Source organism: Blastococcus sp. CT_GayMR20 (assembly GCF_004570345.1).
This window is the reverse complement of the sequence record NZ_SPQM01000001.1, coordinates 11,180-27,860: the sequence shown is the minus strand read 5'-3', so window position 1 is coordinate 27,860 and position 16,681 is coordinate 11,180. Positions and strand designations below refer to the sequence as shown.

General features: G+C 71.6%; 16 protein-coding genes. 4 read left to right on the top strand and 12 right to left on the bottom strand.

Features of this window, described 5'->3' with window-relative positions:
* Positions 1-5 precede the first annotated feature (5 nt).
* The gene (locus E4P40_RS00120) at positions 6-1,283 is read left to right on the top strand and encodes an MFS transporter (protein ID WP_135156529.1); all 1,278 of its coding nucleotides are present in this window, start codon (positions 6-8) and stop codon (positions 1,281-1,283) included.
* Positions 1,284-1,327: 44 nt separating this feature from the next.
* Here E4P40_RS00120 and E4P40_RS00115 read toward each other — a convergent pair whose 3' ends face one another.
* Together E4P40_RS00115 and E4P40_RS00110 are read right to left on the bottom strand one after the other, a co-directional pair.
* The gene (locus tag E4P40_RS00115; protein WP_135156527.1) at positions 1,328-1,894 is read right to left on the bottom strand and encodes a hypothetical protein; all 567 of its coding nucleotides are present in this window, start codon (positions 1,892-1,894) and stop codon (positions 1,328-1,330) included.
* 26 nt (positions 1,895-1,920) lie between these two features.
* Positions 1,921-3,033: a hypothetical protein gene (locus E4P40_RS00110; protein WP_135156525.1), complete on the bottom strand. Its 1,113-nt coding sequence runs from the start codon at positions 3,031-3,033 to the stop codon at positions 1,921-1,923.
* Between the two features lie 157 nt (positions 3,034-3,190).
* On the opposite strand from E4P40_RS00110, the gene E4P40_RS00105 reads away from it, so the two are divergent.
* A complete protein-coding gene (locus E4P40_RS00105) occupies positions 3,191-3,772 on the top strand; it encodes a TetR/AcrR family transcriptional regulator (protein WP_167762056.1) in 582 nt (193 codons plus the stop codon).
* A 62-nt stretch (positions 3,773-3,834) separates the two neighbouring features.
* Here the strand turns inward: E4P40_RS00105 and E4P40_RS00100 are convergent, their stop codons facing one another.
* Positions 3,835-4,626 (bottom strand): SDR family NAD(P)-dependent oxidoreductase, encoded by a 792-nt coding sequence (locus E4P40_RS00100; protein ID WP_135156521.1) that lies wholly within the window; start codon positions 4,624-4,626, stop codon positions 3,835-3,837.
* A 31-nt stretch (positions 4,627-4,657) separates the two neighbouring features.
* Positions 4,658-6,115 carry an aldehyde dehydrogenase family protein gene (locus E4P40_RS00095; protein ID WP_135156519.1) on the bottom strand — a complete coding sequence of 486 codons (1,458 nt, stop codon included), beginning with the start codon at positions 6,113-6,115 and terminating at the stop codon, positions 4,658-4,660.
* A 94-nt stretch (positions 6,116-6,209) separates the two neighbouring features.
* Between E4P40_RS00095 and E4P40_RS00090 the strand changes: the two genes are divergently transcribed.
* Positions 6,210-7,238, top strand: a complete 1,029-nt coding sequence (locus E4P40_RS00090; protein ID WP_135156517.1) for an LLM class flavin-dependent oxidoreductase — start codon at positions 6,210-6,212, stop codon at positions 7,236-7,238.
* An 18-nt stretch (positions 7,239-7,256) separates the two neighbouring features.
* On the opposite strand, the gene E4P40_RS00085 is transcribed toward E4P40_RS00090, so the two are convergent.
* The 4 genes from E4P40_RS00085 to E4P40_RS00070 are packed head-to-tail and all read right to left on the bottom strand — an operon-like array spanning position 7,257 to position 11,863.
* Positions 7,257-7,817, bottom strand: coding sequence for a nuclear transport factor 2 family protein (locus E4P40_RS00085; RefSeq protein WP_135156515.1), 561 nt, complete (start codon positions 7,815-7,817; stop codon positions 7,257-7,259).
* A gap of 47 nt (positions 7,818-7,864) precedes the next feature.
* Positions 7,865-9,625 carry an iron ABC transporter permease gene (locus E4P40_RS00080; protein WP_135156513.1) on the bottom strand — a complete coding sequence of 587 codons (1,761 nt, stop codon included), beginning with the start codon at positions 9,623-9,625 and terminating at the stop codon, positions 7,865-7,867.
* Positions 9,618-10,784 (bottom strand): ABC transporter ATP-binding protein, encoded by a 1,167-nt coding sequence (locus tag E4P40_RS00075; RefSeq protein WP_209305138.1) that lies wholly within the window; start codon positions 10,782-10,784, stop codon positions 9,618-9,620. Before E4P40_RS00075 ends, E4P40_RS00080 begins: the two co-directional genes overlap by 8 nt.
* 32 nt (positions 10,785-10,816) lie before the next feature.
* On the bottom strand, positions 10,817-11,863 hold the full coding sequence (locus E4P40_RS00070) for an extracellular solute-binding protein (RefSeq protein ID WP_135156508.1): 1,047 nt from the start codon (positions 11,861-11,863) through the stop codon (positions 10,817-10,819).
* A gap of 118 nt (positions 11,864-11,981) precedes the next feature.
* Here E4P40_RS00070 and E4P40_RS00065 point away from each other — a divergent pair, with 118 nt between their 5' ends.
* Entirely contained in the window at positions 11,982-12,902 is a 921-nt protein-coding gene (locus E4P40_RS00065; RefSeq protein ID WP_135156506.1) for an SMP-30/gluconolactonase/LRE family protein, read from the top strand.
* Here E4P40_RS00065 and E4P40_RS00060 read toward each other — a convergent pair.
* Genes E4P40_RS00060 through E4P40_RS00050 form a run of 4 tightly spaced genes read right to left on the bottom strand, consistent with a single transcriptional unit; the run spans position 12,884 to position 16,455 of the window.
* The gene (locus E4P40_RS00060) at positions 12,884-13,195 is read right to left on the bottom strand and encodes a hypothetical protein (RefSeq protein ID WP_135156504.1); all 312 of its coding nucleotides are present in this window, start codon (positions 13,193-13,195) and stop codon (positions 12,884-12,886) included. The two genes, E4P40_RS00065 and E4P40_RS00060, sit on opposite strands and share 19 nt — an antisense overlap.
* Positions 13,195-13,359 (bottom strand): hypothetical protein, encoded by a 165-nt coding sequence (locus tag E4P40_RS27850; protein WP_167762055.1) that lies wholly within the window; start codon positions 13,357-13,359, stop codon positions 13,195-13,197. Before E4P40_RS27850 ends, E4P40_RS00060 begins: the two co-directional genes overlap by 1 nt.
* A 22-nt stretch (positions 13,360-13,381) precedes the next feature.
* On the bottom strand, positions 13,382-15,658 hold the full coding sequence (locus E4P40_RS29270) for a SpoIIE family protein phosphatase (protein ID WP_280790564.1): 2,277 nt from the start codon (positions 15,656-15,658) through the stop codon (positions 13,382-13,384).
* Positions 15,655-16,455, bottom strand: coding sequence for an alpha/beta hydrolase (locus E4P40_RS00050; protein ID WP_245160070.1), 801 nt, complete (start codon positions 16,453-16,455; stop codon positions 15,655-15,657). The genes E4P40_RS29270 and E4P40_RS00050 overlap by 4 nt, the downstream gene beginning before the upstream one ends.
* Positions 16,456-16,681: the final 226 nt, after the last annotated feature.

The window sequence follows — 16,681 nt, the reverse complement described above, 5'->3', positions numbered from 1 at the left end:
GACCGGTGACCGAGATCCCCATCCCGGTCACCCAGGAGCCGGATGCTCCGGAAGCGGGTTCGTCCCGTCTGCCAGCGTGGGTCTTCGTCGCGATGGTGACGCTGATCGGTCTCAACCTGCGGGCCGCGCTGGGCTCGGTGCCACCGCTGCTCCCGCACATCACCGACGACCTGCACCTGTCGGGGACCTCGCAGGGGCTCCTGACGTCGGTGGTCATCGCCTTCATGGGCCTCTCGGCGCCGTTCGGCCAGAAGCTCGGGGTGCGCTTCGGGGCCGAACGCGCGACGGCCGCGACCCTGCTGGTGCTCGCCGCGGGCTGCACCCTGCGGCTGGCCGCCACCAGCGAGGCGGTCTTCCTGCTGTCGTCGGCGATCACGGGCATCGGGATGGGCGCGTCCTCCGCGCTGGTGCCGAGCCTGATCGGGCAGCACGTGCCGAGGATCCGCGGCTTCACGATGGGGCTGTACTCGACCGGGCTGGCGCTGGGTGTCGCCGTCGCCGCCTGGGTCGCGCTGCCGTCGGAGCAGTGGCTGTCCGGCTGGCGTCCGGCCCTGGGCCTGTGGGGCGGGATCACCGCACTGACGGTCGCGCTGTGGCTGGTCCTGCTCCCCCGCCTGCGCGGTCGGCCCGGCACCCGGCGTGCCACCACCGCGGTCGTGAACAACCGGCTGCCCTGGCGCTCGCCGACGGCCTGGTGGGTCACCTGGTTCATGACCGCGAACATGATCATCGGTTTCAGCGGACTCGCCTGGATCACGCCGTTCTACGTCGAGCACGGCGTGCCCGACCAGCGGGCCGCCCTGTACTTCGTGGTGTTCCAGGTGGTGCAGCTCGTCGCCATGCTCACCCTGCCCGCGGTCACCGACTTCACGCGGGACCGGCGGCTGATGCTCGCGGCGTGCGTGGCGTCCAGCGGGCTGGGGATCGTCTTCCTCCTGGTGGCGCCGCTGACGCTGGCGATCCCGGCCGTGTGCCTGTTCGGCCTCGGCGTCGGCGGCGCCTCCACGCTCGCGCTGGTGCTGCTCGTCGACACGACCGACACGCAGGCGGACGCGGCACGGCTGAGCGGGATGGTGATGCTGGTGGCGTTCCTCGCCGGCGCCTCCGGCCCGGCCCTGCTCGGCCTGCTGCACGACCTCACCGGCGACTTCGTGGCCGGCTACGCCACGGTTCTGGTTCTGACGGTGCTGACGCTCGTCAGCATCCCGGTGCTGCGACCGGGACGGACCATCGACGACGAACGGCTGCCGGCCGGCCAGGTGGCCGTCGAGCCGGCCGGCTGATCCGCCCGGTCCTCAGCCGTCGTCCTCGAGCACGTCTCGATCGGTCATCGGACGGACTGCATCACCCGCGACGACAGCTGGTCGCGGGCGGCGGGGGCCACCGAGAGAGCCAGGCGTCCCAGCTGGTCGTCGCTCTTGGTCGCAGCAGGGTGCGGAACGACGAGGCTGTGGTAGCCCGGAGCACCTAGATTGACGGCGAACCGGGCGACGTGGGACACGAACACGTCGGTGATGAGCACGGTGGCCGGCACCCCGGCTCGCTCGAACAGCAGCGCATCGTGCAGCGAACAGGCGCTGCACGCACCGCAGTCGCCGAGTCCGGTGACGACGAGGTCCACCCGCTTCGCGATCTCCGAAGCCTCCTCGTCGGCCAGCGGCGAGGCCGCCGACGGCTTGCTGACCATCTCGACGGATCCGAGAGGCAGCAGGCGCCCCAGCTCCTCGGCGAGCATGCCGAGGAGGTCGCCGGCCCTCGGCTTGCCGTTGTCGACCAGGAGGAGTCGGGCTCCCTCCACCACTCCGGTGCGGGGCGCCAGCTCCACCGGCGCCGCCGGCGCGCTGAGCACCACGGGCCGGTGCACCCGGATCGTGCGGGAAAGGGTCGTCGTCATGGCATTCCTCGGGGGTCTCGGTGGGTCTACCGGCGGGCAGCGGAGAGGGCAGCGAGATCGATCTCGCAGGAGTCGGGGCCGCAGTCGGGCATCGACTCCCCGGCCAGGCGCACCCGCCGGGTGATGGCCCGCGTGTGCTTGACGGGGGCGAAGGCGGGCAGATAGGCCGACCACCCGGCCCCGGGTCCACCGGCGGTGACCAGGAAGACGTCGTCGGCGGACGCCAGGCTCGGCAGACGGCCGTCGCTGCCGGGGGTCATGTCGTGGGCGCTGGCGACCTCCAGGTGCACCCCGTTCTCCACCAGCTCCTCGGGACGGATCCGGCTCTCGCGGGTGAGGAACTCGCACGCCTCGTCCTGCGTCCAGCCCGCCTGGCGCACGGCCAGGGCGTGCTCGGGACCCATGACGACGACGGCCTGACCGCCCTTCCCGACGGAGAAGGTCGCCGGGACCTTGATCGCCGAGACGAACGTCCGCAGGACGTCCTCGGGGTCCTCGGACAGGATGTTGGCGATCTGCCGAGGGCCCTCGGTGGCCATGACGGTGACCGTGGTGTCCTCCGGCGCGAAGCCGAGCCGGACGCGCAGCGGGAGCCAGGGGCTCGGCGGGTCCTCCTCGGCGAAGCACAGCGTGTACTTGCCGGGGTTGCCCATGGAACTGGCGTCCATGTCGCCGGTGGCGGCACCGAAGACGTTGCGCGCGACGAGTCGCACGGCGCGGCCGATCGTCGCGTTCGCCCGGTTGCCGGAGCCCAGGGCGTTGTGCGATGCGTTCATGCCCACCGCAGCGGCAAGTGGGCCGCTGACGACCACACAGGTCGCCGCGCCACCGGTGCTGGTGAAGGCGGCATGGGCGTTGAACGCGGGATCGAGCGCCGCGCCGAGGGCGGCCACCACGATCGGGAAGAACTCGGGGCGGCAGCCGGCCATGACCGCGTTGACCGCTCCCTGCTCGACGGTGAGCCATCGGTTGCGGCGTGGGATGCCGCCGATGACGTCGTCCCGATCGAGGTCGACCGTCGCGATCATCGCGTCGACGGCCTCGGGCGTCGGCGGGACGACCGGCAGGCCATCGGTCCAGCCCCGCTCGAAGAACTCCTCGGCCACCCGATCGGCGTCGAACTCGACTATGTCCGTCATGGGTGTCCTCCGCGCTGTCCCGGGTGTGACAGGGAGCACGCTAACGCGCTAAGCGGACTGGGTCAATCCGCTTTGGTAAGGTCCTCCCATGAGCGATGCCGGAGCCGCTCGACCGACGCGAGGTCCACGTTCCGATGCCGCGCGCAACCGGGCCCGTGTGTCCGCGGCCGCGGACCAGGTCCTGGCCGAGCAAGGCCTCGGCGCCACGGTGGGCGACATCGCCGCGCGGGCGCGGGTCGGCAACGCCACGGTCTTCCGCCACTTCCCGACCAAGGCCGACCTGCTGTCCGAGGTGGCGATGCGCTGGCTGGAGGACTGGCGCGCCGACCTGGAACAGCGGCTGGCGTCCGATGCTGCGGGCACCGCGCTCCGCGACCTCATCGCCGAACTCTTCGAGCGACTCCGCGAGAACCGACTTGCCCTCGACCTGTTCCGCGCGCACGAGTTCGACCGGCTCCGCCAGAGCCGTCCGCCGCTCGATCCCTTCCAGGTCGAGAACCTCGACCACCGCGTGAACGAGTCCCGGCGAGCGGTCGAGGCTCTGCTCACCGAGGCGCTGCACCGCGCGATCCGGGACGGGCTCGTGGCCGCCGACGTCACGTACGCCGATTTCACCGTGCTCGTCCTCGGGACCGCCGGTCGCCTGTCGGACATGGCGGACGCCGAGCCCTCGCGATGGCGTCGCCACGCCGACTTCGTCTGGGCCGCCATCGCGGCCCGCAGGTCGGATCTGCCCTGACGCCAGCGCTGTTCGTCGGCACCCCGCCGCCAGAGCGCTCCGATGCCCTCGCGCAGTTCATCTCACCGGGCGAGGTAACCGCCGTCGACCGGAAGAGCGACCCCCGTGATGAAGGACGCCTCCGGGGAGGCCAGGAAGTGAACCGCTGCGGCAATCTCCTCCGGCTGCGCGGCACGTCCCAGCGGTACCGATCGCACCAGCATCGCGCGCCTCTCCTCCGGTGTCGCCTCGTCATCGCGGGAGACGAACTGCGGGAGCATCGCTGTGTCCGTCGGTCCCGGGCAGACGGCATTGACGCGGATGCCCGCGGGCGCGAGGGACAGTGCCAGTGACTTCATCAACGTGACGATGCCGCCCTTCGTCGCGGAGTACAGCGGGCTGAGGGGCGACCCGACGATCCCCGCCACGGATGCGGTGAAGACGACCGCGGCATCCGGGGCCCCGCGCCGCAGCAATGGCTCCGCGAAGGACGTCGCGTAGAAGGCACCTCGCAGGTTGATCTCGACGGTGGCGGCCCACTCGGCCTCGCTCATGTTCGTCCCGCTCGGACCGGGGACGCCGGCGTTGTTGTACAAGACGTTGATGACGCCGAACTGCTCCGCGATCCGATCGAAGAGCTCGCGGAGCGCAGCGGTGTCGCGGACGTCGACCGCCGCGCCGGAGGCAGTTCCTCCGGCGTCCCTGATCTCCTTCTCCACCGCAGTCGCCCGCTCACCGTCGATGTCGGTGATGACCACGTGCGAACCGGACCGGCCGAAGCGGAGGGCAGCGGCACGTCCCATGCCGTCGCCGCCCGCCGTGATGACGACTACCCGCTGACCGTCCGGCATCTGGTCGACGCCCCCTTCGTTCAACGCGCTTCTCGCTCCGGGCCGGAGCGACGCCTCACGGCAGCGACCACTGCACGTGCTGGGGCTCGAGGAACTCACGGATCCCCCACTCGCCGTGCTCTCGTCCCATGCCGCTGGCCTTGAATCCTCCGAAGACGCCGTCGGGACGCAGGGCACCTCCGCCGTTGATCGTGACCAGGCCGGCCTGGATCCGGCCGGCCAGCCGCACCGCCTGCTCGACGTCGTCGGCGTAGATGTTGGCGGCGAGGCCGTAGTCGGTGTCGTTGGCGATGCGGACCGCCTCGTCGACGTCGTCGTAGGCGATGACCACGGCGACCGGGCCGAAGATCTCCTCTCGCACCACCGCCGACTGCGGCGAGGCCCCCACGAGGAGTGTCGGGGCCACCCAGTACCCACCCTCGTCGCCGGAGGGGAGGTGGCCTCGGGCGACGACCTCGGCACCCTCCTCCTCAGCTGCGGCGATGATCTCTGTGATCCGATCGCGATGTGCCGCACTGATGACGGGGCCGACGACCGTCTCGGGCTTCCACGGATCCCCGACCGGGACCGCGTCGAACACCTGCTGCGAGCGTTCGATGAACTCGTCGTACTGGCTCCGGTGGACGAGCAGTCGGGTGGGAGACGCGCATCCCTGCCCCGCGTTCCGGAGGTATCGCAGGTGCACCGCCGCGGTGACCGCCTCCAGATCGGTTCCGGGCAGGAGGATGTTCGGGGACTTCCCGCCCAGTTCGAGCGTGATCCCCTTCATCCCCTCGGCGGCCTGCTTCATCACCTCGGCGCCGACCCGCAGGGAGCCAGTGAAGCTGATCTTCCGGACCGCGGGTTCACGCGTCAGCGCAATGGCGCACTCGGCTCCCCCGACCACCACGTTGAGCACCCCGTCGGGCAGCCCGGCCTCCCTCGCGGCCTCGCCGATGAGCAGGGTGGAGAGGGGCGCGAGAGGCGACGGCATGAGGACGACGGTGCACCCCGCCGCCAACGCCGCCCCCATCTTCGACACCGCCAGCAGGAGTGGGTAGTTGTAGGCCGTCAGCGCCGCCACCACGCCCGTCGGGCGATGCGCGATGATGCTCTCGCTGCGCGGCGTCGCCACGCTGACGCCGATGCTCTCGGTCCAGTCACGGCCAGCCTGCTCCGCGTACCACCGCATGTGCTCGAGCGGGGTGTCCACCTGCAGGGACCGGGTGAGGGAGACCGGCGTGCCCGCTTCGGCGACGATCAGCGCGACGAAGCGGTCGCGCCGGGCGGTCAGCGCATCGACAAATCGTTCCATCGCCGAGCAACGCGCCTGCGGTGACAGCTGCGACCAGGAGCCGAAGGCGCGCTCCGCGGCCTCGACGGCCTCAGCGACCTGCGCCGTGTTCACCTGGACGACGGTCGCAAGCTCTTCACCGGTGCTGGGGCACTCGACGGACAGGGGGAGGCCTCGGCCGCCCACGGCCTGCCCATCGATGGTGTGCTCCAGGCACAGCGGGCCGGTGGGGGACGTCATCGAGCTCCTCGGTTCCGTTGCGCGGCAGAGCAGTCGCCCCTAGGGTGACGAGACCCATGATAACTATGCACATAGTTCTCGTCCAGGAGTACCGATGAGCCGCACAGGGCTGCCCGAGCTCCGCGTGGGTCTGGTGCTGGACTGGGTGCACGGGCCAGATGTCGACCCGCGGCAGCAGTTCGACGAACACGTCGCACTGCTGGAGACCGGCCGCGCCTTCGGCCTCGACCTGATGACGTCCGGGCAGCACTTCCTGCCCGACGGCCTGCGCTTCTACCAGCCGATTCCCTACCTGGCGAGCCTCGCGTCCGCCTTCCCCGACATGCGGCTCGGCACCGCGATCCTCCTCCTGCCGCTGCTGCATCCCGTGGAGGTGGCCGAACAGGTGGCGACGCTGGATGCGATATCCGGCGGCAGAGTCGTCTGCGGTCTGGGTCTCGGATACACCGACCGCGAGTTCGAGATCTTCGGGATCGATCGCCGGGAGAGAACCGCACGGTTCGAGGAGTCGGTGGCGATCCTCCGCGCTCTGTGGGCGGGCGGTGAGGTGGAACACCACGGCCGGTTCTTCGACGTCCCGGCATCGCAGTCGATCGTCTCCCCCGTCCAGCGGCCCGGGCCGCCCATCTGGATCGCCGGCGGCACCTCGCCGTCCGCCGACCGCGCGGCCCGGATCGGTGACGCCTTCTACCCGCCACCTTTCGTCGACCACGCCCAGCTGCGGGTGCTGCAGACCGAGTACCGGAGGAAGCGTGACCAGCTCGGCCGCGGCGCACCGAGCAGTGTCCCGATCAGACGGGACATGTACATCGCAGAAACGCCGTCGGCCGCCGCCGCCCGCATCGAACCGTTCGTGAGCGGCCGCAGTCGCACGTACCTCACGTGGGGCATGGGGAAAGAAGGCGCCTCCGTGGCCGGGATGGCGGCGGAGAACGAGGAGACCCTGAGTAGGCGCCTCCTTCTCGGCTCCCCCGAGGAGATCGCGGCCGGACTCAACGCGCTGCGCCGCGACGTCGGCATGACCGACTTCGTGCTCCGCGTGCAGTGGCCCGGCATGCCGGTCGAGGAGAGCATCCGGCAGATGGAGCTCTTCGGCGCCGAGGTGCTTCCACTGGTCGACTGACCGGCGTTCCGGACCGCGTCAGCGGTAGTACTGCTCCAGGAACGCGTTCCCGCTGTCGGAGTAGAGGACCTCGGGCCAGTCGCTGGGCCGGTGGTCGCCGTAGGCCCGGACGCTGTTGCGGTCGCCGAGTCCCTCGGGCAGCTCGCTGAACGGCAGGTAGTACATGTAGCCCATCAGCCGGTCGGCGAACTTCCACCGGCCGTCCTCCTTGCGGTAGGTGTCCTTGTAGCGCAGCGCGACCTGCATCGCGACGCCGTTGCGCGACACCTCGGCGTGCGACGCCAGCAACCCGGTGGCGCGGTTGCGATCGGCGTCGTCGAGGCGGACGACGTGCCCGTGGGAGAAGTGGTTCGTCGGCCCCAGGGCGGCGAACCGGCCCAGGTAGGTCGACACGATCTCCTCCAGGCCGTTGGCGGCGAAGACGCCGTCCTCGGAGCGGAGCGTCGCGTCCTCGCAGAAGATCTCGCGGATCCCCTTCTCGTCGCGCTCGTCCATGATGAACCCGTAGAGGACGCCGAGCTCCTGGATCGCCGCCCTGTCCTCGAGCCGGCCGATCCGGTCCTCCAGCGATGCCGACATCTACGTCCCCTTCCTCGTCCTGGATCTCTGCGGAGTGCGTGCGGTCCTCATCGGAGGCGGTAGCGGTTCCGGACGCGCAGCGCGGTCATGACGACCAGCGTGCTCACCACGGTCAGCGTGACGCCGAGGGCGGCGATCGTCGGGTAGCTCCCGTGGCTCCACTGGTCGAGCATGACGAAGCCGACGACCGGCGTCCGCGTGCTCGCCAGCATCGCCGACGCCGTGATGTCGCCGGCCATGAGCACGAAGATCAGCGCCCACCCCGACACCAGGCCGGGCACCATCAGCGGCAGCAGGACGCGCCGGAGCGTCCGGGTGTCCGATGCCCCGGACACCGACGACGCCTCGACCAGCGGCCGGCCGATCTGCTGCAGCGCCGCCGCCGAGTAGAACGTCGCCTGCGGCAGGTACATGACGATGTAGGCCGCGATCAGGATCAGGGCCGTGCCCGTCCAGCCGAACGGCGGCCCGCCGAAGGCGGCGATCAGCGCGAGCGCAAAGACGATGTGCGGGATGGCCGCCGGCGCCTTCACGATGCCGTCGACGATCCGCGGCGCACCGCCGCGGGAGTACTCGGTCAGCCGGGTGATGAGGACGGCGAAGAGGATCACCACGGTGGCGCACCCGGTGGCGAGCAGGAAGCTGTTGCGCATGCCCTCGCGGAGCACCGGGCGGCTGAACATCTCCGCGTAGGCGGAGAAGTCCAGCGAGGCCCAGTCGATCGTGGCGCTCCAGAAGTTCTGCAGGCTCACGAGGACCAGGCCGAGGAACGGCAGCACGGCGGCGGCGGCCAGGTACCCCACCATGAGGACGCGGGCCGGCCACTTGGCCTTCCCGAGCTCGGTGGTGCTCGCGCGGCTGCCCTTGCCCCCGATGGTCGCGAACGCCTGCGCCCGGTGCGCTCCGACGAAGCGGCGCTGCAGGAATCCGGCCAGCAGCACGATCGCCAGAAGGATCGCACTGCGCGACAGTGCCGACAGCTCGTCGACGGGGTAGCTCTGGGTCACGTCCTGGACGATCAGGACCGGCAGCACCTCGATGCCGGCGCGCGTCCCGATGATCACCGGGATCGAGAAGAGCGCCATGCCCATGACGACGACCAGCATGATCGAACTGCCCAGCGCCGGCTTCAGGCTGGGGAGGGTGATCCGGAAGAACGTCCGGGCCGGACCGGCGCCGGCGGTCCGGGACGCCTCCTCCAGCGACGGGTCGAGCGACTGCAGCCCGTTGGCGATGGCGAGGTAGGCGAAGGGCACCAGGAAGACGGCATAGGTCCAGATGAGGCCGTACCAGGAGTAGATGTTCAGCGGTCCCTCGTCCAGCGAGATCCCGAGCGGCGACAGGAGCCCGCGCAGCGCCATGTTCAGCAGGCCGACGTCGGGGTCGAGCAGGAAGACCCAGCCGATCGCGGCGGCCAGGGACGGCACGAACATCGAGATCAGCGGCAGCACCTCGGCGAGCCAGCCGATCCGCGCATTCGTGCGTTCGTTGAGCCAGGCGAAGGCCGCGCCGATGAGGACCGCGATCGCACCGCCGCTGAGCACCAGGATCGCGGTGTTGAGCAGCGCCCGCAGCGTCTCCGGGTGGGTGATGACGCCCCACGGCGAGTCGGCGGTCTGGCCGGGGACGGCGTCGAGCCCGATGAGGCCGAGCAGGGCCTGCACCAGCGGATAGGCGATGAAGAACGCCAACAGGGCCGCCAGCAACCAGGTGACGACGGTGAGCGGGGACAGCCGCCGCAGGCCGCGGCGTACCGGCGGCGGGGACGGCAGCGGCGCCTGGGGGCGCTCGAGCAGCGCCTCACTCATCGTCGACCACGACCACGCAGTCCTCGGGCGAGACCCCGACCCACACGAGGTCACCCTCTTCGAGGTTGCGGGCGCCGTTGCCGTGGTCGTGCCACACGCGCACGAGGGTCCCGCCGACGTCGACGATGAACTCGGTGTACATGCCGAGGTAGGCCGCGCTGACCACGCGCCCCTGCCAGGCGTTGTGCCCCGACGTCGGCCCGTCGGCCCGGATCCACCACGAGTGGGCGCGGCTGGTGACCGCGACCCGCTCGGCCTCCTCGGCCCCGGCGGCGGTCACGGTGATCGTTCCGAGCGCCGTGTCGAACGCGCTCAGCCGGTCGGGCCGCTCGGCGGTCCGCGTGGCGGGGAGGACATTCGAGATGCCCACGAAGTTGGCGACGTACCGGGTAAGCGGAGCCCGGTAGATCTCCTCGGGGGTGCCCAGCTGCACGACGCGGCCGTCGCGCATGACCGCGATCCGGTCGGCCAGTTCCAGGGCCTCCGTCTGGTCGTGGGTGACGTAGACGGCGGTGAAGCCGAGCCGCCGCTGCATGCTGCGAAGCTCGAGCCGGAGCGCCTCGCGGACCTTGGCGTCGATGTTCGACAGGGGCTCGTCGAACAGCACGACGTCGTTGCCGGCCGCGATGGCGCGGGCGAGGGCGACCCGCTGCTGCTGGCCGCCGCTGAGCTGGTTCGGCTTGCGCTCGGCCATCGCGTCCAGACGCATGAGCTGCAGCAGTTCCGTCACCCGCTCGCGGGCCTCCGCCTTCGACATCCGCGCGCTGCGCGGGCCGGTCGAGAGCGGGTAGCCGACGTTCTCCTCCACCGTCATGTGCGGCCAGAGCGCGTAGCTCTGGAACACCATGCCGACGCGGCGGTCGGCCGTCATCTCCGCCCGTGACCCGGCACCGAAGACGGTGCGGCCGGAGAGCCGGATCTCGCCGGAGTCGGGCACCTCGAGGCCGGCCAGGCACCGCAGGAGCGTCGTCTTGCCGCACCCGCTCGGGCCGAGCAGGACGAGGAACTCCCCGGCGGGGACGGCCAGGCTCACGTTGTCGACGGCGGCGACGCGGTTGCCGTGGTCGTCCACGAACTCCTTGCGCAGGCTGTCGACCTCGATGCCCAGCGCGTCCGCGGGGCGGGACCCGCGCCGCTGGTCCGCTGCCGCACCGGTCACCGCACCGGCCTCCTTCGTCCCCGACCGCGCCGTCATCCCAGGCCCAGCGCGGAGAGGATCTCGGCCTTCTTGGCGACGGCCCCGGGGACGTCCGGCGACTCGTAGCCCTCGGGCAGGGGCACGGTGCCCTCGAGGTCACCGAGCACCGAGGACCCGATGTTCTCGTTGATGATCTGCTGGGCCTCCTCGGTGAGGAGGTAGTCCATGAACAGGCGGGCGGCGTTGGGGTGCGGTGCGCTGGTCGAGATGCCGGCGTACTGCTCCACACCCGTGGTCGGCGTCGGGAACACCGTCTCCACACTGGCACCCTGCGCCTTCAGGGGGTTGCTGACCGACAGCAGGCTCGGGTAGACGACCGTCCCGGCGCCGGCCGCCAGCTGCTGGGCACCCGGGACGGCGCTGTCGACCAGCGTCGGGTCCTGCGCGGCCAGCGAGGGGAGGAAGTCCTCGCCGTAGGTGTCGCTCATCATCTGCATGTGCGCCAGCCAGTTCGGCACGTTGGCCGGGTTCACGAGGTAGAGCTGGCCCTTCACCGAGGGGTCGAGCAGCTGCTCCCACGTCTCGAAGTCCTCGGGGTCGGCCTTGTTCGTGTCGATCGTGACGCCGATCGGCTGGATGTTCACCAGCGCGTAGGCGTCCTCGCGCAGGGCGTCCTCCGGCCAGTCGGCGAGCGCCGGGACGTCTTCCTCGTCGAGGGTCTCCATCCACTCCTTCGACACCGCGTCGCCGAAGAAGACGGGATCGGCGACGGTTACCACGTCCGCGGGCGAGTTCCCCGCATCCATCTCGCTGGCGTACCGGGTCGTCATGAGTCCGGACGTGAGCACGATCATCTCCACCGTGATGTCGTACTTCGCCTCGAAGCCCTCCACCGCGGAGGTCGAGATGGCCTCGGGGATGGACGTGTACCAGGTGAGCGATCCCTCCGACTCTGCGGCGTCGGCGATGGCCTCGGGGTCCGCCGCGACGGACTCCGAGCTCTCCTCCGGCGACTCGCTGAGGCAACCGGTGAGGACGAGCGCGAGGGCGGTCATCGAGGCCCCGTACTTCAGGCCCCGGCGGGACGACTTGCCAGACATGGTCCTTCTCTCAGCTCGGGCGCCGCGCGGAGCACGGCAGGGTCACCTGTCCTGGGCCGACGTGACCGGCCTCACGGCGAAGCTAACAAACTCTTCTAATCATGTATAGAGTTTGGACATGACGGCACGTCGTGGGGATGCGGCCCGCAGGTCCGATCCGACGGGCGACGAGCACGTCCGCGTGGCGCTGCGGGCACAGGACCTGGTGGGCGAGGGCCCGTTCTGGGACGCCGCACGGCGGGAGCTGCTGCGTGTCGACATCCGGGCCGAACGGGTGGTCCGCTGGTCCGCCGAGCAGGACGCCGAGACGGCCCTCGACGCAGAGGGTCCGGTCAGCATCGCCGTCCCCGACGGCTCCGGCGGACTCGTCGTGGCCGGTGGCAGCACGGTGTGGCGCTGGCGCCCCGACGGCACCCGGGTGGAGATCTGCCAGGTGGACGCCGGGACGCCCGCCACGACCCTGAACGACGGGAAGTGCGACGCCCGCGGCCGGCTGTGGATCGGGACCTGGGACCGCGAGGGCGGTGCCCGGGCCACGTTGCACGTCGTGGACCTCGACGGCTCCGTGCGCCTCGCCGAATCAGGCCTGTCCTCGTCCAACGGGCTGGCGTGGGACGCCGACAACACGACCTTCTACCTGGTCGACACGCCCCGCCGGGTGATCTGGCGGTACGACTACGACCTCGAGGGTGGCCGGCTGGGCGACCGCGAGGTGTTCGTCCGGATCGACGACGGGGCCGGCCTGCCGGACGGGCTGGCCACCGATCAGGCAGGCGGGGTCTGGGTGGCCCTCTTCGCCGGCGGGGCGGTGCACCGCTACGACGCCGGCGGGGCGCTGACCGACGTGGTCCCGATGCCGGTCACCCACCCCACCAGCCTCGCGTTCGGGGGGGCGCACCTCACCACGCTCTACGTGACCACCTCGAGCGCGCACCTCGGACCCGGCGGGCCGGCCTCGCAGCCCCTGGCCGGCAGCGTGCTCGCCTTCCCGGCCGAGGCGCCCGGTGTGCCGGTCCAGGTCTACCGCGGAGCGGCCTGAGGCGGCTCCTCCTCGCCCTGCGGGCCCCGGGTGAGCTGACGGATCTCGGTGACGACGTCACTGGCGACGGCGCCGAGGGAGTTCAGCGCGCCGGAGACCAGCCGGCGCACACCCGTCATGTCCAGTCCGAGCCCCGCGCCGATGCCGGCCGCGACGTCCATGCCCCGCAACTCGCCCAGGGACGGCTGGCGCTCCGCGAGGTCCGGAGACCAGCGCATCGCGTCCCCGGACATCGACCAGTCGCCGGTCGCACCGTCGATCGCCTCCGCGACGGGGTTCACGGGGTCTGCCATCACGCCTCCTCCGGAGGTGGCGGAAATCGGGGTCGGCTGCGGTCGGGGTCCCACGGTCGGACGTCGGGGTCCGGCGAGTGCACCGGGACGGCCGTCTGCCCCTCGCTCGCGCGGGTGTCGATCTCGCCCATGCCGGCCCCCATCAACGTGTTCAGGGTCGCCACGGCACCCCCGCCGGTCAAGGGGCTAGAGGCGGGTCAGTGCCAGGAGCGCGATGTCGTCGGCGCGGTGGGTCCCGGTCATGTCGGCGAGCAGGCGGTCGCACAGCTCGTCCGGGTCCGACGTGCCCGCTCCGGCCGCCGCGGCCAGGAGGTGGGCCAGGCCCTCGTCGATGTCGGCCGACCGGCTCTCGACCAGCCCGTCGGTGTAGAGCACCAGCGTCGCGCCGACCGGCACCACACCCGCCCATTCCAGTGCTGGCGCCGGGGCCGGGGGGGCGCCGAGCATCCGGCTCGGTGTCACCGGCAGGAACTCGGCGTGGCCATCGGTGAGCAGCAGCGGCGGCAGGTGCCCGGCCGACGCCACCCGCAGCTGCCCGGTCGCCGGATCGAGCGTGGCGAACAGAGCGGTGGCCATGCGTTGCAGCCCGAGCAGCGACCACGAGGCCTGCAGGCGGTCGATCATCGAGCTGGGCGACGGGCGGTCGGCCAGCAGCGCCCGGTAGACGCTGTTCAGCTGTCCCATCGTGGCCGCCGCGGTGATGTCGTGGCCGACGACGTCGCCGACCGCCAGGGCGACGTGGGCGTTCGGCAACTCCACCACGTCGTAGAAGTCGCCGCCCACCTCGACGCCGTAGCTCGCCGCCAGGTACCGGACCGCGGTCGCGATCCCGGTGAGCGCCGGGGGCGCCGGCGGGAGCAGGTTGGCCTGGAGCGTGTGCGAGGTGCGGACGTCGGTCTCGTAGCGCTGCGCCTTCGCCACCACCAGCGACACCTGCAGACCCAGCTGCTCGGCCACCTCCACGTCCGCCGCGGTGAAGCCGCCTCGCTGCCGGTCCGCGCACAGGGTCAGCACCCCGAGCCGCCGTCCGTCGGCGACCAGCGGCACCGCGACGATGCTCACCAGGTCCAGCGCCAGGACCACCTCGGCCTGCCGTTCGTCGAGAGCGGTCTCCCGGATGAAGTCCTCCGGCACGGAGCGCATCCACCGGGTGCCGCCCTCCCGCACCGCCTGGATGCTCGGGTGCTGCTCCCGCCCGCCGCCGCCCAGGTGCCGCTCCCGCAGCTCGTCGGCCATCGGCTGCATCGCGGGATCCCGGTGCCGGACCGTGGCACGGGTGAGCCCCTGCTCCGTGGCCAGGTCGATGACGCAGAGGTCGGCCAGCTTCCGGACGGCGAGGTCGCCCAGCCGCTCCACCGTCTCGGGGACGTCCGCCGCACCCGCCAGCAGTCGGGCCGCCTCCAGCAGGAAGGCCGCCCGCTCCGCCTGCCGCGCCGTCTCCTCGTGCAGCCGCGCGCGCTCCAGCGCCTGCCCGGCCTGCCGGCCCAGTGTCCAGAGCAGGTCGACGTCGGCCGGCGTGGGCGAGCCGGCGTCGTCGGGCTCCTCGAGGCTGATCAGGTCGCCGGGGACGCCGAGTCCCAGGAGCAGCACGCCGAGCCGCCGGCTGTCGGCCGTCACCGGCACCGTGACCAGGCCCGCCAGCCCGTCGGCCTCCATCGCGGCGGCCACCCCCGGCTGCCTCGCCCTGAGCCGGTCATCGAGCGGCACGGAGCGCACCCCCTGCTCCAGTTCCAGCGTCAGCTGGCTCGCGGCGGCGAGCTGGAGTTCCGCCAGCAGGTCCGGAGCCAGCCCGTCGGCGTCCGCGACGCGGAGGGTCGGCATGGCGTCCGGACCGTCATGCGGGTCCTCCACGAGCACCAGCGCCGCGCCCCGGGCGCGGATCGCTTCGCGTCCGTGCTGCACGATCACCGCCGCGACGCCGCGCACCGAGGTCGCCGCAGCGAGGTCGGACACGACCCTCTGCACGATGCTGGACCGGGCCTCGGACTCCTCCGCCGCCCGCTGCGCCGCGAGCAGCTCGCGCTCGTACCGGCGCCGCGCCGTCGCCTCGAAGAGCGTCGCCCGCACGAGGAGCGGGGCGCCGGACTCGTCGCGCAGCTCGACGGCGTTGAGCAGGCACGGCAGCAGGGACCCGTCCACGCGGACGACGTCGAGGGCGATCTCCCGGACCGCTCCCTGCATGCGCAGCAGCGGCGACAGGTGCGTCTCGTGGAAGACCTGGCCGCCGATGCTGAGCAGGTCCTGGAACCGCGATCCGATCAGGTCGTCGGCCGCCCGGCCGGTCCAGGCGCAGAACGTCCGGTTGACCTTGACGATCCGGCCGTCGGGCAGCGTCGACAGGTAGCCCATCGGTGCGTTCTCGTAGAGGTCGGCCGGGTCCTCCTCGAGCAGCCGGCCGAGCTGCGCGCGGGGGTCGCTCCCGGGGTTGCCGACTGGGTCCATACCGCCGTCCCCTGTGCTCATCCCGTCAGGAAGGCGCGGATCGCTGCCGTGGTCTCCTCCGGAGCGCTCAGGTGGGGGACGTGGCCCGTCGCCTCCAGCTGGGTGAACACGCTGTCCGGCACGTGCTCGGCCACGAACCGGCCCACGACTTCCGGGGCGATCGCGTCCTCGCTGCACTGCAGGACGAGGGTGGGGACGGAGACCGTGGGCAGGTCGACGCGGTTGTCCGACAGGAACGTCACACGGGCGAACTGCGCGGCGATCCCTGGGTCGGTGCGGCAGAAGCTGTTGGTCAGCTCGTCGGCCAGCTCGGGGTGCTCGGGATTGCCCATGATCACCGGTGCCATCTGGGCGGACCAGCCGAGGTGGTTGGCGTCGAGGGCGTCGAGCAGCCCGGCGATGTCGGTGCGGCTGAAGCCCCCGACGTAGTCGCCGTCGTCGACGTAACGCGGATTGGGGCCGACCATGACCAGCGCCCCGAACAGCTCCGGTGCCCGCTGGCAGGCCAGCACGCCGATCATGGCGCTGACCGAGTGCCCGACCAGGACGACGTCGGTGAGCTCGAGCTCCCGGCAGACCTCGACGATGTCCTCGGCGTAGCCGCGCAGGGAGTTGTACTTCTCGGGGTCGTAGGCGCTGAGGTCGGACCTGCCGGACCCCACCAGGTCGAGGAGGACGACGCGGTGGTCGACCTCGAAATCGGGCGCGACGAACCGCCACATCGCCTGGTCGCAGCCGAAGCCGTGCACGAAGAGCATCGGCCGGCCTTCGGCGACCCCGCTGACGCGGACGGCGTTCCGCGCGACGACGTTTCCCACCCGACGACCCTATGGGACGGACGTGCAGCGCGGTGCCGCACCTCCGGGTCACAGCGAGAGGGTTCCGTGACAGGCCGGAAGGACGCGCCGCGAGCGTGCCGTGGACCCCTCCCCGACCCTCGGGGCCGCGGCCGGAATCCCCTGTCGCACGGGGCCCCCTGGCCCTACCCTCCCCCGCATCCGCTCCGGCAGGACCGCCGGCGCTGCGCTCCGTCGTTGAAGTGCT